The sequence below is a fragment of the Agrobacterium sp. V1 genome (assembly GCF_030518355.1).
Taxonomy (GTDB): domain Bacteria; phylum Pseudomonadota; class Alphaproteobacteria; order Rhizobiales; family Rhizobiaceae; genus Agrobacterium; species Agrobacterium cucumeris.
Genome location: NZ_JAULSF010000001.1, coordinates 2,590,949 through 2,607,280 on the forward strand (window position 1 = coordinate 2,590,949; position 16,332 = coordinate 2,607,280).

A 16,332-nucleotide genomic window follows, 5' to 3' on the forward strand; every position below is an offset into this window, starting at 1 on the left:
GGGGTGCGGATATCGAAACGGCATGCGCGGATGCGCAAACCCAATATTCGATCTGACCGACTGACCGGAGCACCCCGCCCGACAGACGTTTTTCTGAAACGGCAGGTCTCCTGGCTTGCGGCTTCAAAACACCCGGGCACCGCCTTCCCGAACCCATCTTCAAAGGTCCAGTGGCTTTACGGTGCAGGCTTACCACTTACAGTTGCGGGGGCAGCCACGGAATGACCCATTGTCCGGGTGGAACCGTGTTCCCTCTTAGCTTTTCCCGTTGCCGGGAAAAGACCGTCAGTCCGCTACCATTAGGCTGAACGAGGGGGAGGGTCAATGCCGTGGCCTGCCCCTCACGCATTGCCGGGTGCGGCAAATTGGGTATAGTCGCCGCTCCGAATGGCAGGGGCATCCGGCCCCGCACCGCAGGATGAGAAGGAAAACGCGATGACGCGCGACATCAGCGATAACGAAGCCGAACGCCACCGGCAGAAAATGGTCAACCGCAAAACGGTTCAGGATGCCGAAGTTGCGGCAAAGACCATCGAAAAAGGTCTGCTGATGATCAATACCGGCCCGGGCAAAGGCAAATCCACGGCGGCCTTCGGCCTTGCTTTGCGCATGCTCGGCACCGGGCGGCGGGTCGGCGTCGTGCAGTTCATCAAGGGCGCATGGTCAACGGGCGAACAACAGGCGCTGACGCTTTTCGGTGACAAGGTTGTCTGGCGCACCATGGGCGAGGGTTTCACGTGGGACACGCAGGATTTGAAACGCGATGTTGCCGCAGCCACAAAGGCCTGGGAAGAAGCCAAGGTCCTGATGGCCGACGAAACGATCGGCCTCCTGATCCTCGACGAACTGAACATCGCGCTGCGTTACGACTACCTGTCGCTGGAAGAGGTCGTTGAAACCCTGTCCAGTCGCAGGCCTGATCTGCATGTCATCGTCACCGGCCGTAATGCCAAGCAACCGCTGATCGACGCCGCCGACATGGTGACGGAGATGACGCTGGTGAAACACCACTTCAAGGCGGGTGTGAAGGCGCAGGCCGGGATAGAATTCTGACATGACCGCACGGGTGCTGATGTTTCAGGGAACCGGCTCGGATGTCGGCAAATCGCTGATGGTGGCCGGCATTGCCCGGGCATTCACCCGGCGCGGCCTGTCGGTGATGCCGTTCAAGCCGCAGAACATGTCTAACAACGCGGCGGTAACCGCCGATGGCGGCGAGATCGGCCGTGCCCAGGCACTGCAAGCGCGGGCGGCGGGCGTGCCACTCTCCGTTCACATGAACCCGGTACTCCTGAAACCACAGAGCGAGACCGGCGCACAGGTGGTGGTGCAGGGCAAGATCGTGGGCAACGCCAGAGCGGCCGATTATCAGCACATGAAAGCCGGGCTGATGCCGCGTGTGCTGGAAAGCTTTGAGCACCTGAAACAACAGGCCGATCTGGTGCTGGTGGAAGGGGCGGGCAGCGCGTCTGAAATCAACCTGCGCGCCAATGACATCGCCAATATGGGTTTCGCCCGCGCAGCCGATGCTCCCGTCATCCTGATCGGTGATATCGACCGTGGCGGCGTCATCGCCAGCCTCGTCGGCACCAAAGCGGTACTCGAAAGCGATGACGCAGCAATGATAGCGGGCTTCATCGTCAACCGCTTTCGCGGTGATCCCACATTGTTTTCCGACGGCATGCGGATGATTGCCGAAAAGACCGGCTGGGTCTCCATCGGGCTCCTGCCGCATTTTTCCGATGCCGCGAAACTACCGGCGGAAGATGCCCTCGGTCTTTCCGGCTCTGCCCAGCAGAAACCGGGCGCAAAAATCCGCATCGCGGTGCCAATCCTGCCGCATATCTCCAATTTCGACGATCTCGATCCGCTGGACATGGAGCCGGATGTGGAACTGATCCGCATACGGCCGGGCGAGACAATTCCCCCCGATTGCCGGCTGGTGCTGCTTTGTGGTTCGAAATCCACCATCGCCGATCTTGCCGTTCTGAAAAACGCGGGCCTCGATATCGATATCAAGGCCCATGCCCGGCGCGGCGGTTATGTTCTCGGCCTCTGCGGCGGATACCAGATGCTCGGCAAAACCGTTGCTGATCCTGACGGCATAGAAGGACCGCCGGGAACGGTATCAGGGCTTGGCCTGCTGGATGTCGATACGGTTTTGACCGGCGACAAGCGGCTGGTTTCCGTGCATGGCAGGAGTTTCGACGGAATTGATTTATCCGGCTATGAAATGCATGTTGGCGAAACGAAGAGTACTACGGATCGCCAGCCGTTTTCGATGATCAAAGGACATGCCGATGGCGCCATTTCGCCTGACGGCCGCGTCTTCGGCACCTATATTCACGGTCTTTTCGCAGATAACCACCAGCGCAGCGCCTGGCTGAGGCGGCTGGGCGGGCAACGTTCGGAACTGAATTATGATGCACAGGTGGAGGCCGTCCTCGATCGTCTTGCCGCGCATATGGAGCAGCATCTCGATCTCGACAGGCTGCTTGCTATAGCGCGATGAAGATTGCCAGAAGCCCGAACAGGCCGATCAGCAACCCGTCGGCGATCCTTGCCAACCGAAGCGCCGCGCGAATATCGCCGGCAACCAGCGTCGCTCTTCCGCCTTCGCCCATGAAACGCGCCTCGATCATCTGCCCGCCATAGGAGCGCGGGCCAGCGAGCGCAAAGCCAAGAGCACCGGCCAGCGCCGCCTCCGGCCAGCCGGCATTGGGAGAACGGTGGTGTCGCGCATCGCGACGGATTGCGGCGATTGCCCCTCGCGGAGAAGCGCCTTTCACGAAAAACGCGGCAATGACGAAAAGACCGCCGCTTAATCTTGAGGCGGGCAGATTGACCAGATCGTCCAGCCGGGCCGAGGCCCAACCAAAGGCTTCATGGCGTGGCGAACGATGGCCGATCATGCTGTCAGCCGTATTGATCGCCTTGTAAGCCGCACCGCCCGGCAGGCCCAACAGGCCGAGCCACAGGGCGGGGGCGACGATGCCATCGGAAAAATTCTCGGCCAGACTTTCAATCGCCGCCCGGCAGATCGCCGCCTCATCCAGCTTTTGCGGATCACGACCAACGATCATCGATACCGCCTTGCGGCCACCTTCCACCCCTTCGCGCTCCAGAGCGGTGGCGACAGCTTCCACATGCTGCTCCAGACTTTTCTGAGCCGGAAGCGAAGCGCCGAGGATTGCAACAGCCAACAGGCCGAAGGGAAGGAGAAGCAGAAACGATTGCACAGACCATGCAAGAATGACGGTGAGACCGGCAAAAACAGCCAGTGCCGCCACGCCCGCAGCCTTACGCTGCGAAAATGACGCGCTCTCCCGGTTCCATTTTTTGTCCAGCAGCGCGATAAGCGAACCGACCCACGTGACGGGGTGGCCGATACGGTTGAACAACCAGTCCGGATAACCGGTCAGGCGTTCGATCACGAGCGACAGGAAAGCGAGAGCAAAGAACATGGGCGAGACAGTACCAGAAAAGGCTCAAGGAGCGATCCGTCACGGCGGCAATCTCGGCAAGGCGCGGCTGATGTTCCCTGAAGCGCCTGAACCGTGGATCGACCTATCGACCGGAATCAATCCGCACTCCTATCCGCATTCGCCCGTTCCCGCCAGCGCATTTGCCCGCCTGCCGGAACCTGGTGCCGCCGAAGAGTTGAAGCAACTGGCAGCAGCCCATTTTGGCGCGCCTTCTGCCTCGCATATCACGCTTTCACCTGGCACCCAGATGCTTATGCCGTTGCTGGCTCAAATCGCGCTTTCCCGTGGGGCAAAAAGCGGGGCCGTGCTTTCTCCCGCTTATGCGGAACATGCCCGCACCGCGCGCATGGCCGGACTGACTGTGACCGAAGTTGAAAATCTTGGTGACCTGTCGGCTCACGATTACGCGGTGGTGGTCAATCCCAACAATCCCGACGGCCGCATCACGGATCGAGACGCTTTGCTGTCTTTGGCCGATTCGATGCGCGGTAAAGGCGGCCTGCTCGTCGTGGATGAAGCCTTTGTCGAAGCAGGAGGTGCGGAAAGCCTCGCAAATGCTGCGGGTCACGATGCACTGATTGTGCTTCGATCCTTCGGCAAATTTTATGGCATGGCAGGCGTGCGGCTCGGTTTCGCGATTGCGCATCCCACTACCACCGCCGCACTGGATGCGATGCTCGGACCCTGGGCAGTTTCCGGCCCGGCACTGCATATTGCGACCGAAGCTTTGGCAGACGAGGAATGGCAATCATTCATGCGCCTCCAGCTCGCGAAAGAAGCCCGACGCATGAATGACCTACTGAAAAAAGCGGGGCTGGAAATCGCCGGCGGCACGTCCCTCTTCATGCTGGTCCGGGACAAGCACGCCGCAGCACTATACGAGCATCTTGGCCAGCGCGGCATTCTGGTCCGCGTCTTCGATGAAAGGCCGAACGATATTCGTTTCGGCCTCCCCGGCAGCGAAGCGGAGTGGCAGCGCCTGGAAGCGGCGCTGCTCTCTTTCAATCATGCCTCGAAAGTATAGGTCTCAATCGACTCAGGCTTCATTTCGATGGAGAAGCCCGGCAGTTTCGGCGGCATGTAAGCGGCGTTGTGGATATCGCAAGGCTCGATGAAATGCTCGTGCAGGTGATCCACATATTCGATGACGCGGCCTTCCTTGGTGCCTGAAACCACCAGATAGTCGATCATCGACAGGTGCTGCACATATTCGCAAAGCCCGACGCCACCGGCGTGCGGCCAGACCGGCAGATTGTATTTGGCGGCAATCAGCAGCACCGCCAGCACTTCGTTGAGGCCACCCATACGGCAGCTGTCGATCTGCACCACATCGATCGCGCCTTCAGCGATGAACTGCTTGAACATGATGCGGTTCTGGCACATTTCGCCCGTCGCCACCTTCACGGAACCGATGGCTGCGCGAATCTTGCGATGGCCGGCGACATCATCCGGGCTGGTCGGTTCTTCGATGAAGAAGGGCTTGGAAAAGGCGAGCTTATTCACCCACTCGATTGCCTGATCGACTTCCCACACCTGATTGGCATCGATCATCAGGTAACGGTCGGGGCCGATCACCTCGCGGGCAATGGTGAGACGGCGAATGTCATCTTCCAGATCACGGCCAACCTTCATCTTCACATGGTTGAATCCGGCATCGATGGCTTCCTGGCAAAGACGGCGCAACTTGGCGTCGTCATAACCGAGCCAGCCGGCTGACGTCGTGTAGCAGGCATAACCCTCGTTCTTCAGCCTTTCTATACGCTCCTTCTTGCCGCTTTCGGCCTTTTTGAGGATCGCGAGCGCTTCGTCGCGGGTCAACACATCGGTCAGATAACGATAATCGACGATATCGGCGATTTCTTCCGCGCTCATATCGGCAACAAGCTGCCACACCGGCTTGCCCGCCTTCTTCGCCAGCAGGTCCCAGACCGCATTGACGACGGCGCCGGTGGCGAGATGCATCGCGCCCTTGTCCGGGCCGATCCAGCGCAGCTGGCTGTCGCTCGTCAGATGCCGCCAATATTTACCCGGGTTCTCGGTAACCACGGCGAGATCGGTGCCGACCACCAGATGCCGCATCGCTTCGATGGCCATGCAGCAAATGTCATTGCCGCGACCGATGGTAAAGGTCAGCCCATGGCCCTTAAGGCCTGGCTCATCGGTGTCGAGAATGACATAAGCCGCCGAATAATCCGGGTCGGGGTTCATTGCATCCGAACCGTCAAGGCTCTGGGAGGTCGGAAAACGCAGGTCGAAAACACGCAGATCTGTAATTTTGGTCATGGCCGGTTACTCGCGGTCAGTGTCAAAGGAAATCGTTCAATCGTGGTGGAAGGTTTCTTCCATCATCGCCCACCACTCGTCTTGCTTGCGGCTTTCGAGCGGTTGCTGGCAGGGAATGGTAAAAGACCACCATTCCTGGTTCTTGGGGCTTGCGGCTATCTTCGCCATATCGGCACCGAAATCCGTGCCATCATATTCCCAATAACCGAACAGCAGATTTTCCGGTTCGCGCAGGAAGATCGTATAGTTGCGAATGTTGCTGTCGCTGATGAGCGCCAGAACTTCCGGCCAGACGGCGGCATGCAGCCTCTTATATTCCGCGATCATCTCAGGTTTGACGCCTATGACCATGCCCATGCGCTGCATGAAAAACTCCGTTATTGCTTGATGGTGGCGAGTGCCGCACGCAGCCCGCGTTGCGGCAGGTTCAATCCCAGCCGTTCTGCAGCAGCGATGATCGGGATGAATCGACGACGCTTCTTTTCATCGTGGTTACCGGCGATATCGGCCAACCGATGCGCGAGAAAAGGATTGCGCAGACGTTCGCGCAGCACACCGATATAGACCTCAGCCTCATCTCCCATGCCTTCGGCGGCAAACACCGGCAAAACTTCATCCCGCCACAGCGTTTCCAGATCCGTAACGAGAGCGTCGTCGCCCATCGCCTGACGAACGGTCTCATCCTTCGCGCGGGCATCCTGCATCCAGCGCTCGGCCAGATAGGAGTGGCCGAGATTGAGCAGAAAGAGCTTCAGCTTTTCGTAATGGTCGAGATCGTCCGTCAGCACGATCGCAGGGTGCGTGCATGGCAGAACGAGCCCTTCCTGCCTCTCGATTGCCCAAAGCGCATAGGGTTCCGCCACCGCACCAACAGGATCGATCGGCTCGGAGACGATGCGATCGACCAGACTATTGGCGAAACGGCATTTCTCGTTGAGATAAAAGGCAAAACCCGCCGGCAACTGCCACTCGTCTGCAAGCTGGCGAATGACGTGCTGCAGCCTTTCGCCGTTGCGCGGCACAAGCTCGCAGGGGAAGATCGACAAAGGTGCTTCCGGATTGCGCTGAAAACGCTCCAGCAGCAACATGCAGAGCTTGGCAGGAAAGCTTTTCGGCACCACCGTGAAATAGGCCGCCAGGCCAGGTCCGTCAGCGGAATCCAGCTCATAACCACGATCACCCGTATTGGACAAAATGACCTCGGCCACGCAGGCGAGACGCCGCACTTCGGCCCAGTCGGTTGCGGCGGTCAGCGCGCGTGCGACAGCCTTGCCTGGAATTTCCTCGTCCACTTCCTGCCCATCGCGGATACCGCGAATGCGCACAGGGTAGGACGCGCCGCTATTCAATGCGGCAACACGCTTCAGGCTTTCCGTATTGCCGGTCGTCTGGACAATAGCAATATGTCCAAGAGCCTCGCCTTTATCCAGCGCCTGCGAAACGAACAGATCCGCATGCGCCAGAAGAAAGCGGCTGGTGCCAAATTGCAGAATGGGGGTGTCAGCTGTCATGCCACCTCCACCATGCCCTTGATGACTCCGGCTTTCGGATCGGTCAGACCGGCGAATTTGGAAGGCACATCGGCAAGCGTCATACGGTGGGTAATCAGTGCTTCCGGCACCTTGCCTTCCCGCAGCGCCTGCAACACCCGCTCGAAATCCTCAGGCGTTGCATTGCGGCTACCGAGCAGCGTCGTCTCGCGCTTGTGAAACTCCGGATCATTGAAGCTGATATCGCTGGCGACGATGGATACCAGCACATAGGAGCCGCCATGCCCGACGAAGGAAAACCCGCGCTCCATGGCTTTCGGATTGCCCGTCGCATCAAAAACCGCATCGAAGAAATCACCGCCGGTAATATCGGAAAGGCGGTCCTTATCACCCTCACCGAGCGTTACCGTATGGGCGACGCCGAGATGCTGCTTGCAGAAATCCAGCCGGTCGGTGCGCCCGTCGATCATGGTCACCTCGCCACCATCGAGAACCGCAAAAACCGCAACCGCCATGCCGATCGGGCCGGCGCCGACGATCAGGACCTTCTGCCCTTTCTCGACCGCGCCACGGCGCACGGCATGCGCGCCGATCGCCAGAAATTCGGTCATGGCCGCCTGATCGAGGCTCAACCCCTCCGCCTTCAGCACGAATTGCTGCGGCACACTCAGATATTCGACCATGCCGCCATCGCGATGAACGCCGAGCACGCCAATGTTCCTGCAGCAATTGCTCTTGCCTTTCAGGCAGGCACTGCATTTTCCGCAGGAGATATAGGGAATGACGGTGACGACGTCACCGGCCGAAAGAGGACTGCCATCAGGCGCTTCTTCCACCGTGCCGGAAAGCTCGTGGCCCATGATGCGCGGGTAGGAAAGATAAGGCTGGTTGCCGGTGAAGATATGCAGGTCAGTACCGCAGACACCGATGCGGCGAATGCGCACCAGCACTTCACCTTCACCACGACGAGGCTTCGGCAGATCCTTGGCGGTAAGTTGACCGGGAGTGTCACAGAAAATCGCCAGCATGCATCACCTGTCAGAAAGGGAATAAAAACGGATGGCGTTGCCGCCAAAAACTGCCGCATGGTCCTCTGCCGGCACGATATCGCGGCAGAAATCCAACCAGGCCTGGTAATCACCGGCCAGTCGCAACACCGGCCAGTCGCTGCCGAAGATCACGCGGTTTGCGCCAAACAGTTCCAGAATGGTTTCGGCATAAGGCCGCACCGCTTCCGGCCGCTGTTCGCCACGCTCGGTCAGCAAACCGGAAAGCTTGCAATGGACGTTGGCAAGAGCCGCCAAAGCCGCCATGTCGCTCCGCCAGCCGCTGTAATGGCCAGTGGCGATCAACGGCTTTGCGCCATGATCGATGACAACAGGCACTTGCGAATGGCGGAGGGCAAATGACAGGAGATGCGACAGATTTGCCGGCAGAACCAGCGCATCGAATACCAGCCCGTGCTTCACCAGCGCGTCCACCGCGGCATCCAGCGCCGGATCGTCGATCCAGGCCACATCCTCAATGCCCTGCAGCATGGGGCGCACGCCCTTGAAGGCCGGATGTTTTGCCCGGCGGGCAATTTCCGTCGCCGCATCGGGGGACTTCATGTCCACCCAGCCGACCACGCCCTTGATGAAATCGGTCTTTTCCGCCAGCTCCAGCATGAAATCGGTATCGGCGGCAGTCTCCATTGTCTGCACCAGCACCGTGCCCGAAACCCCGGCCGCAGCCAGCAACGGCGAGAGATCGGCCGGAAGAAAATCCCGGTAGATGGCGGCAAGCGACGGCGGCGGCCATTGCCCGGCACGGTCCTTCATCAGCCAGAAATGCTGGTGGGCGTCGATGAGCATGGCGTTCAGGCCTTTCCGCCGGGCACGGGCGAACCTTCGGCAATCAGGCCGCGCCTGTGCAGCTCGGACCAGAACTCATCCGGGATAGGCTGTTCGAACCATTCGATATTGGAAGCAAGTTGTTGGGCGTTGCGCGCGCCTGACACGACCGTGACCGAAGCCGGATGGGCGAGCGGAAATTGCAGCGCAGCCGCCTGCAACGACACGCCCAGCTCCTCGCACACGCCCTGCAGCGCATCAACGCGCGTGAGGATATCGGCAGGCGCATCGGCGTAGTTGAACTTGCGGTTACCAGCCAGAATGCCCGAATTAAAGGCACCGGCGACAACGATGCCGACGCCGCCTTCAGCGCAGCGGTTCATCAAGGCGAGGCTCTGCTGTTCCAGGAGCGTATAACGGCCGGCAAGCATGGCAACGTCGATATCGAAGACATCCATGGCATCGCTGACGATCTGCCATTCGTTGACGCCAAGACCAACAGCTCCGGTAGAACCTTCCTCACGCAGTTTGCCAAGCGCCCGGAAGCCGCCACCAGTGGTCAGCTGCTCCCAGTAATGCTGGTGCTTTTCGCCGTGAGTGAAGGAGCCGATATCATGCACATAAAGAATATCCGGCTTCAGAACACCCAGCCGCTGCTGGCTGGCTTCGAAGGAACGCAGGATACCGTCATAGGAATAATCATAGGTCGGGCGGAACGGCAGAGGCGCAATATAGGCGTCCTCTTCCGCGCCGACGGTTTCATCCGGAACCATCACCCGGCCGACCTTGGTGCTGAGCGTATAATCGTTCCGCTCATGCTCCGTTACCATGGTGCCGAGACGACGCTCTGACCGCGTATAACCGTAGAAGGGCGCGGTATCGAAATAACGCATTCCACTTTCCCAAGCCGTATCGAACGCACCTTTGGACTCCTCATAGGGCGTGACGCGGTAGAGATTGCCCATCTGGGCGCAGCCGAGGCCCATGACCGTGACGTCAACGGCGCGGTGCGGCAATTTGCGTGTATCGGAGACTTTCATCGCAGGGACTTTCCGGGTTTTATTTGAAAAGGCGCGCCGTCGCAAAGCGGCGCGCCATCATGCATCAATAAAGAACGTTCTTGGCTTCCGGCTTGTCGACATTGTCCTTGGTGACAACAACGACGCCGGTGTCGACGAACTTCTCAACCTTTTCCTTGTTGATGAGCTTGGTGATGGTTTCCACGCCCTTCTCACCCATCTGGTAGGAACCCTGAACGACGATGCCGGCCAGCGTGCCATCCTTGACGAAGCCCTGAAGGTCCTGATTGCCGTCGAAGCCGATGCCAACCACCTTGCCGGCCTTGCCGGTCTGGGCGAGCGCACGACCAACACCGATTGCCGTCGGCTCATTGGCGCCGAAGATACCCTTCAGATCGGAATTGGCGGCCAGAACGTCGGTGGTCTGGTTCAGCGCGGTCGCCATCTGCGACTGCGAATAGAAAGGACCGACGATCTTCAGGTTGGAATTCATCTGGATGTAATCCGTGAAACCGCCAACGCGGCCGATTTCCGAACCGGCACCGGCGACGTAAGACATGACGGCGATCTTGCCTTCCTTGCCCACCTTGTCGATCAGCGCCTGCGCTGCCAGTTCGCCGGCTTTCTTGTTGTCGGTTGCGAGGAACGACTGGTAATACTGCTCCGAGCCGCTGGCCAGCTGCGAGTCGATCAGAACGACGGGAATACGGGCTTCCCAGGCCTTCTTGACGGCCGGAACCAGCGCATCCGGATCGGAAGGGGCAAGAACAATGCCCGCGACCTTACGGTTGATGGCGTTTTCAACCATGTTGACCTGGTCGGCGATCGCAGATTCGGCAGCCGGACCCTGGAAGGTCATGGTGTTGCCGGCAGAGTTCTTCATCGCCGCATCGGCGCCCTTCTGCACGTTCTGCCAGAAAGTGGAATTGACGGTCTTGACGATGACGGCGATTTCGCCGGCCTGCACGGTGGAAACGCTCCACAGCGCGATTGCGGATGTCAGAAGGGCGGTCGCAAGTTTGTTCATTTCTTCCTCCGTGATGTCGGCATACCGGGCCTCCCCTTGCCGATCTTTTTTGCGGAAAGGGTCCGCAGGCCCTTGATCAGCGGCGGTTGCGCAACTGGTCGATCCAGACGGTGACCAGAATGACGAGGCCGATGATGATCTGTTGCGTGAAGGCGGAAACGCCGTTCATATTGAGACCGTTGCGCAGGATGCCGATGACGAAGGCGCCGATGGCCGTACCGGAAATGGTGCCCACACCGCCGATCAGGGACGTGCCGCCAATGACGGCGCTGGCAATCGCATCCAGCTCATACATCACGCCTTCATTCGGCTGGGCCGTGACGAGGCGTGACATCAGCACGCAGCCTGTCAACCCCGCAAGCGTTCCGGACAGGATGTAGGTAAAGTTGGTAACGCGGGCGACATTCACGCCAGACAGCCGCGCCGCATCCGCGTTGGAACCGACGGCATAGATATGACGGCCGAGGATCGAGCGGTTGAGCATGAAGGAAACCGCAAGCGCAATCACCACCATCAGGATGACGGGGTAGGGGATACCCGGAAACACCACATTCGGAAAGCCGTCATCACCGATATTGACGATGCGGAAAAGCGCGCCATTGCCGAGTTCGCCGAAGGATTCGCCGAGACCGGACACGGCGCGAGCACCGGTGATCTGCAAAGCTACACCGCGGGCAATCAGCATCATGCCGAGTGTGGCGATGAAAGGCGGCAGCTTGAAGCGCGTGACGAGCAGGCCGTTGATGAAGCCGCAGAGAGACCCCGTCAGAATGCCGAGAAACATGCCGACCGGCACCGGCATGCCAAGTTCTTTCACCGCAAGTGCGGCAACGACGCCGGCAAGCGCAAGCACCGAACCGACGGAAAGATCGATACCGCCGGTGATGATGACGCAGGTTGCACCGATACCGAGCAGCGCGATGGACGTAACCTGCAATGCGATCGTCATGCCATTATTGACGGTGAAGAAAGCGCTGCTGGTTGCGGAAAAAACCGCGACAAGCGCAACGAGGCTGCCAAGCGCCGCAAATTTCTGGATGATGTCCTTCTGGCGGTCGCTGAAAGCGAAGCTCTTCTTGGGTTCTGCAATATTGGCCATGTCGTCCCTCACTGCGCGGCCCGGCCGTAACCGGACGCATACCGCATGATTTCTTCCTGATTGGTCTTGGCGGTCTCAAGCACGCCCGTGATCCGGCCCTGGTGGAAAACGGCGATGCGATCCGTCAGCCCGAGAATTTCCGGCAGCTCCGAACTGATGAGAACAACGCCGATGCCCTTCGCAGCCAGTTCGTCCATGATCTTGTAGATCGCGAATTTCGCGCCGACATCGATGCCGCGCGTCGGCTCATCGAAGAACAGCACACGCGACTGCCGGAACAGCCATTTGCCGATGATGATTTTCTGCTGATTACCACCTGATAGCAGCCGCACCGTCTGCTGGATGGAAGGTGTACGAATATTCAGGAGATCGACGTAACGTCTGGCGACATCGTCGTGTTTCTTGAAATCAATCAGCCCGAAACGGTTGGAAACTTCGCCGATATTGGCAAGAGTGGTATTTGCGGCAACGGACATCTTGATGGCCAGACCATCGCTCTTTCTGTCTTCCGACAGATAGGCAATACCTTCCCTGATGGCGTCCTGCGGTGAGCGGATGGAAAGCTCGCGGCTCTCAAAGATGATTTTTCCGCTATCGAGGGCATCGGCTCCGAAGATTGCACGCGCCACCTCCGTGCGTCCGGCCCCCATCAGCCCGGCAAAGCCAAGAATTTCACCACGCCGCAGCGAGAAAGAGACATCCTGAAACACGCCCGCGCGCGTCAGTCCCTCGGCAGAGAAAATAATGTCTTCCGTCGGCTTCGATGTGCGCTCCGGGAACTTGTCTTCCAGCGAGCGCCCGACCATGCGCGTAACAATATCGTCAACGGTGATCGACGCAAAATCGTCGGTCGAAATATAACGACCGTCGCGCAGGACGGTTACACGATCAACGATCTCGGCCATTTCATCGAGACGATGAGAAATATAGACGATACCGACACCGGATGCCTTGAGATCACGAATGACCTTGAACAGCAGCCGTGTTTCCTGCTCGGTCAGCGAGGAGGTCGGCTCATCCATGATGAGCACTTCAGCATCAAGAGAGAGCGCCTTGGCGATCTCCACCATCTGACATTGGGCGACTGAGAGGCCACGCACGATCTGGTCAGGGTCAATATCGACTCCCAGCCTGTCGAGACAGCGTTTCGCATCGAGGCGCAGCTTTTTGCGATCCACGAGAAAACCACGCCGCGGCTCGCGGGCAAGATAGATGTTTTCGGCGACGGAGAGGTGCGGAACGAGATTAAGTTCCTGATGAATGATGGCAATGCCGGCCGCTTCGGACTCCAGCGGCGACGCATATTGCACCTTCACGCCCTTGTGCAGGATCGTGCCGTCGCTCGGCTGGTAGACGCCGCTGATGATTTTCATCAGTGTAGATTTTCCCGCGCCATTCTCGCCGCAGACAGCGTGCACTTCACCGCCGCGCAGATCGAAATGCACATTCGACAGCGCCTTTACGCCCGGAAATTCCTTGCTGATGTTTTCAAGACGCAGGAGGGCCGAACGCTCCGCGCCCGTCTCCTCAGGCGAAAAATCGCCCTGAATTGTCGATGCGCCCTGCGACATCTGGAAACCTCCCACCCGTGCTCCCCACTCCCCGGGGTGCCTTGAACAGGCCAAATGGTTAGGCCGGTTTTTTAGAATGGTCAAGCCAATTAGGCCAAAATTTGAAACGGGGTTTTAATGGAGATGGAATCTCAACCTATAGAAAACAGATATAATGCTGTAAATTCTTATATTTAAGTAATTTCTTGCGTATTGATACGCTTGGCGTTACGGTAAGGCCAAATAGAGATTGAAGACAGGGCTCATCGAAAAACACATGAATGGTCAGGCCAAAATAGCGGAACCACGCCGGCTCTATCAGCAGATAGCGGACCAGATCCGTGAACTCATCGATCTCGGTGAATTTTTGCCTGGAACACGACTTCCGGCCGAACGGGAACTGGCGCAGAAACTCGGCGTATCGAGACCTTCGTTGCGAGAAGCGCTGATTGCGCTTGAAATTGACAACACTGTCGAAATTCGCATGGGTTCCGGTGTCTATGTCTCGACGGAAGCTCTCCAGACAACCCATCACACCAAATCGCTGGGCGACAGCCCCTCTGAGTTGATGCAAGCACGCGCTGCTCTGGAAGGCGCGACCATCTTGCTGGCGGCAAGCCGCATGACCGACGAGACGATCGCAAACCTTCGCCAGATCCTGAATACGATGCAGAAGGAAATCGAGGCGGGACGCAAACCCCTGGATCAGGATCGGCTGTTTCACGTCACCATTGCCGAACAATCCGGCAACAGCGTCCTCACACGGCTGGTGGCAAGTCTTTTCGACGAACGACACAGCCCCATTTCAGCCCAGTTGCGGGTCAAATTCGAGGATAGGAATACCTGGACTCATGCGCTTCAGGAGCACGAAGCCATTCTGGCAGCTCTGGAGCTCAAAGATCCGCTATTGGCGCAGGCCGCCATTCATACCCATCTGGAAGGCTCCAAACGGCGCTGGGTCGAAAGCTGAGTTAAAACATAGCAGGCAATATACCGGGAGGAGGAAAACCCGTGAGTGAGAATTCCGAGGCAACCATTTTGCTGAACGCCAACGACAATGTTGCGGTGGCGCGCCGGTCTATTCCGGCCGGTGGTGCGACGGGCAGGGGCGATCTGACGGCTCGCGAACTGATCGGACGCGGGCACAAAGTGGCCCTGAAATACATTAAATCCGGGGACGAGGTGCTGAAATACGGCCAGGTGATCGGTATCGCCACGCAGGATATCGAACCGGGCCGGCACGTGCATCTTCACAATCTCGCGATGGTGCCTTCCGAACACGCACATCAGTTCAGTGTCGATATCGAAGAAAAGGGCATGGTGCCGGAAACCGAGCGCCGCACCTTCATGGGTTATGATCGTGGTCTCGGCGGCGTTGGCACGCGCAACTATATCGGCGTTATCGCATCGGTGAACTGTTCCGCCACGGTGTCGCGTTATATCGCCGACTACTTCAACAAGCAGGGCGGACTTGACGGTTTCGACAACGTCGATGGTGTCGTCGCGCTGACCCACGGCGGCGGCTGCGCGCTGAATACCAAATCGGAAGGTTATCGCCTTCTGATCCGCACCATTCAGGGTTATGCCCGTCATCCCAATTTCGGCGGCATTCTGCTGATCGGCCTCGGCTGCGAAACAAACCAGATCGCCCCCATCCTCGAACATTACAAGATGGAAGAGGGCGAGCGGCTGCGCACCATGACGATCCAGCAGCACGGCGGCACGCGCAAGACAATCGATGCCGCGATTGCCGAGATCAAGGCCATGCTGCCGATGGTCAATGCAGCCCGCCGCACCGAACAACCGCTTTCGAAGCTTAAAGTGGCGCTGGAATGCGGCGGTTCGGATGGCTACTCCGGTATCTCCGCCAATCCGGCCCTGGGGTATGCATCTGACCTTATCGTCCGCAATGGCGGCACGACGGTTCTTTCCGAAACACCTGAGATTTACGGCGCCGAGCACCTGCTGACAAAACGTGCCATCACCCCGGCGGTCGCCGAAAAACTGTTGCAGCGTATCGACTGGTGGCGGGATTATACCGCCCGCAATGGCGACGAGCTGAACAACAACCCCTCCCATGGCAACAAGCTCGGTGGCTTGACCACCATTCTGGAGAAATCACTGGGTGCAGTCGCCAAAGGCGGCTCGATGCCGCTGAAGGCGGTGTATGAATTCGCCGAAACCGTCACCGAGCAGGGTTTCGTTTTCATGGATACGCCCGGCTACGATCCCGTTGCCGTCACCGGCCAGGTCGCCGGCGGCTGCAACGTCATCTGTTTCACCACCGGCCGAGGCTCGGTCTCGGGTTTCAAGCCATCACCCTGCATCAAGATTGCCACCAATTCCGAAATGTATGAACACATGAAGGAAGACATGGATATCAACTGCGGTGAGATCGTTACCGGCGCGGAAACCATCGAAGAATCCGGCAAACGAATTTTCGAACATATTCTGGCCGTGGCTTCCGGCGACAAAACCGTCAGCGAAATTTACGACTACGGCGACAACGAATTCGTGCCGTGGCAGGTCGGCGCAGTGACCTGAATA

The 16,332-nt window shown here is 58.7% G+C and carries 15 protein-coding genes and 1 riboswitch; of the genes, 5 read left to right on the forward strand and 10 right to left on the reverse strand.

The genetic code is table 11. The features are described 5' to 3' along the window. Positions 1-82 precede the first annotated feature (82 nt). Positions 83-302: riboswitch (cobalamin riboswitch) on the reverse strand. A 133-nt stretch (positions 303-435) separates the two neighbouring features. Next, on the forward strand, positions 436-1,053 hold the full coding sequence (cobO, locus tag QSV77_RS12460) for a cob(I)yrinic acid a,c-diamide adenosyltransferase (RefSeq protein ID WP_302733681.1): 618 nt from the start codon (positions 436-438) through the stop codon (positions 1,051-1,053). A gap of 1 nt (position 1,054) precedes the next feature. Continuing rightward, positions 1,055-2,512: a cobyric acid synthase gene (locus QSV77_RS12465; protein WP_302733682.1), complete on the forward strand. Its 1,458-nt coding sequence runs from the start codon at positions 1,055-1,057 to the stop codon at positions 2,510-2,512. On the opposite strand, the gene cbiB is transcribed toward QSV77_RS12465, so the two are convergent. Next, on the reverse strand, positions 2,499-3,464 hold the full coding sequence (gene cbiB, locus QSV77_RS12470) for an adenosylcobinamide-phosphate synthase CbiB (RefSeq protein WP_302733683.1): 966 nt from the start codon (positions 3,462-3,464) through the stop codon (positions 2,499-2,501). The genes QSV77_RS12465 and cbiB overlap by 14 nt on opposite strands. Here cbiB and cobD point away from each other — a divergent pair. Next, positions 3,463-4,509, forward strand: a complete 1,047-nt coding sequence (gene cobD / locus QSV77_RS12475; protein ID WP_302733684.1) for a threonine-phosphate decarboxylase CobD — start codon at positions 3,463-3,465, stop codon at positions 4,507-4,509. The two genes, cbiB and cobD, sit on opposite strands and share 2 nt — an antisense overlap. Here the strand turns inward: cobD and QSV77_RS12480 are convergent. The 9 genes from QSV77_RS12480 to QSV77_RS12520 form a co-directional block, all read right to left on the reverse strand. Next, the gene (locus tag QSV77_RS12480; RefSeq protein ID WP_302733686.1) at positions 4,491-5,768 is read right to left on the reverse strand and encodes an L-fuconate dehydratase; all 1,278 of its coding nucleotides are present in this window, start codon (positions 5,766-5,768) and stop codon (positions 4,491-4,493) included. The two genes, cobD and QSV77_RS12480, sit on opposite strands and share 19 nt — an antisense overlap. A gap of 36 nt (positions 5,769-5,804) precedes the next feature. Further along, positions 5,805-6,134 carry an L-rhamnose mutarotase gene (locus QSV77_RS12485; RefSeq protein ID WP_302733687.1) on the reverse strand — a complete coding sequence of 110 codons (330 nt, stop codon included), beginning with the start codon at positions 6,132-6,134 and terminating at the stop codon, positions 5,805-5,807. 11 nt (positions 6,135-6,145) lie between these two features. Then, on the reverse strand, positions 6,146-7,279 hold the full coding sequence (locus QSV77_RS12490; protein WP_302733688.1) for a mannitol dehydrogenase family protein: 1,134 nt from the start codon (positions 7,277-7,279) through the stop codon (positions 6,146-6,148). Further along, positions 7,276-8,286 carry a zinc-binding alcohol dehydrogenase family protein gene (locus tag QSV77_RS12495; RefSeq protein ID WP_153515424.1) on the reverse strand — a complete coding sequence of 337 codons (1,011 nt, stop codon included), beginning with the start codon at positions 8,284-8,286 and terminating at the stop codon, positions 7,276-7,278. Before QSV77_RS12495 ends, QSV77_RS12490 begins: the two co-directional genes overlap by 4 nt. Positions 8,287-8,289: 3 nt before the next feature. Beyond that, positions 8,290-9,111 carry an amidohydrolase gene (locus tag QSV77_RS12500; RefSeq protein WP_302733689.1) on the reverse strand — a complete coding sequence of 274 codons (822 nt, stop codon included), beginning with the start codon at positions 9,109-9,111 and terminating at the stop codon, positions 8,290-8,292. A gap of 5 nt (positions 9,112-9,116) precedes the next feature. After that, entirely contained in the window at positions 9,117-10,130 is a 1,014-nt protein-coding gene (locus QSV77_RS12505) for an aldo/keto reductase (RefSeq protein ID WP_302733690.1), read from the reverse strand. 64 nt (positions 10,131-10,194) lie between these two features. Next, entirely contained in the window at positions 10,195-11,136 is a 942-nt protein-coding gene (locus QSV77_RS12510; protein WP_046799686.1) for an ABC transporter substrate-binding protein, read from the reverse strand. A gap of 76 nt (positions 11,137-11,212) precedes the next feature. Then, complete coding sequence (locus QSV77_RS12515; protein WP_142842148.1) at positions 11,213-12,235, reverse strand: ABC transporter permease; 1,023 nt, start codon at positions 12,233-12,235, stop codon at positions 11,213-11,215. An 8-nt stretch (positions 12,236-12,243) separates the two neighbouring features. Further along, positions 12,244-13,806 carry a sugar ABC transporter ATP-binding protein gene (locus tag QSV77_RS12520; RefSeq protein ID WP_302733691.1) on the reverse strand — a complete coding sequence of 521 codons (1,563 nt, stop codon included), beginning with the start codon at positions 13,804-13,806 and terminating at the stop codon, positions 12,244-12,246. Between the two features lie 256 nt (positions 13,807-14,062). Here QSV77_RS12520 and QSV77_RS12525 point away from each other — a divergent pair, with 256 nt between their 5' ends. Together QSV77_RS12525 and QSV77_RS12530 are read left to right on the forward strand one after the other, a co-directional pair. After that, the gene (locus tag QSV77_RS12525) at positions 14,063-14,755 is read left to right on the forward strand and encodes a FadR/GntR family transcriptional regulator (protein ID WP_302733692.1); all 693 of its coding nucleotides are present in this window, start codon (positions 14,063-14,065) and stop codon (positions 14,753-14,755) included. A 41-nt stretch (positions 14,756-14,796) separates the two neighbouring features. Continuing rightward, positions 14,797-16,329 (forward strand): UxaA family hydrolase, encoded by a 1,533-nt coding sequence (locus tag QSV77_RS12530; protein ID WP_271362609.1) that lies wholly within the window; start codon positions 14,797-14,799, stop codon positions 16,327-16,329. Positions 16,330-16,332: the final 3 nt, after the last annotated feature.

Bases quoted from the DNA above. Each gene is read 5' to 3' on its own strand.
- cobO (WP_302733681.1), top strand. From the start codon at position 436: ATGACGCGCGACATCAGCGATAACGAAGCCGAACGCCACCGGCAGAAA.
- QSV77_RS12465 (WP_302733682.1), top strand. From the start codon at position 1,055: ATGACCGCACGGGTGCTGATGTTTCAGGGAACCGGCTCGGATGTCGGC.
- cobD (WP_302733684.1), top strand. From the start codon at position 3,463: ATGGGCGAGACAGTACCAGAAAAGGCTCAAGGAGCGATCCGTCACGGC.
- cbiB (WP_302733683.1), bottom strand. From the start codon at position 3,464: ATGTTCTTTGCTCTCGCTTTCCTGTCGCTCGTGATCGAACGCCTGACC.
- QSV77_RS12480 (WP_302733686.1), bottom strand. From the start codon at position 5,768: ATGACCAAAATTACAGATCTGCGTGTTTTCGACCTGCGTTTTCCGACC.
- QSV77_RS12485 (WP_302733687.1), bottom strand. From the start codon at position 6,134: ATGCAGCGCATGGGCATGGTCATAGGCGTCAAACCTGAGATGATCGCG.
- QSV77_RS12490 (WP_302733688.1), bottom strand. From the start codon at position 7,279: ATGACAGCTGACACCCCCATTCTGCAATTTGGCACCAGCCGCTTTCTT.
- QSV77_RS12495 (WP_153515424.1), bottom strand. From the start codon at position 8,286: ATGCTGGCGATTTTCTGTGACACTCCCGGTCAACTTACCGCCAAGGAT.
- QSV77_RS12500 (WP_302733689.1), bottom strand. From the start codon at position 9,111: ATGCTCATCGACGCCCACCAGCATTTCTGGCTGATGAAGGACCGTGCC.
- QSV77_RS12505 (WP_302733690.1), bottom strand. From the start codon at position 10,130: ATGAAAGTCTCCGATACACGCAAATTGCCGCACCGCGCCGTTGACGTC.
- QSV77_RS12510 (WP_046799686.1), bottom strand. From the start codon at position 11,136: ATGAACAAACTTGCGACCGCCCTTCTGACATCCGCAATCGCGCTGTGG.
- QSV77_RS12515 (WP_142842148.1), bottom strand. From the start codon at position 12,235: ATGGCCAATATTGCAGAACCCAAGAAGAGCTTCGCTTTCAGCGACCGC.
- QSV77_RS12520 (WP_302733691.1), bottom strand. From the start codon at position 13,806: ATGTCGCAGGGCGCATCGACAATTCAGGGCGATTTTTCGCCTGAGGAG.
- QSV77_RS12525 (WP_302733692.1), top strand. From the start codon at position 14,063: ATGAATGGTCAGGCCAAAATAGCGGAACCACGCCGGCTCTATCAGCAG.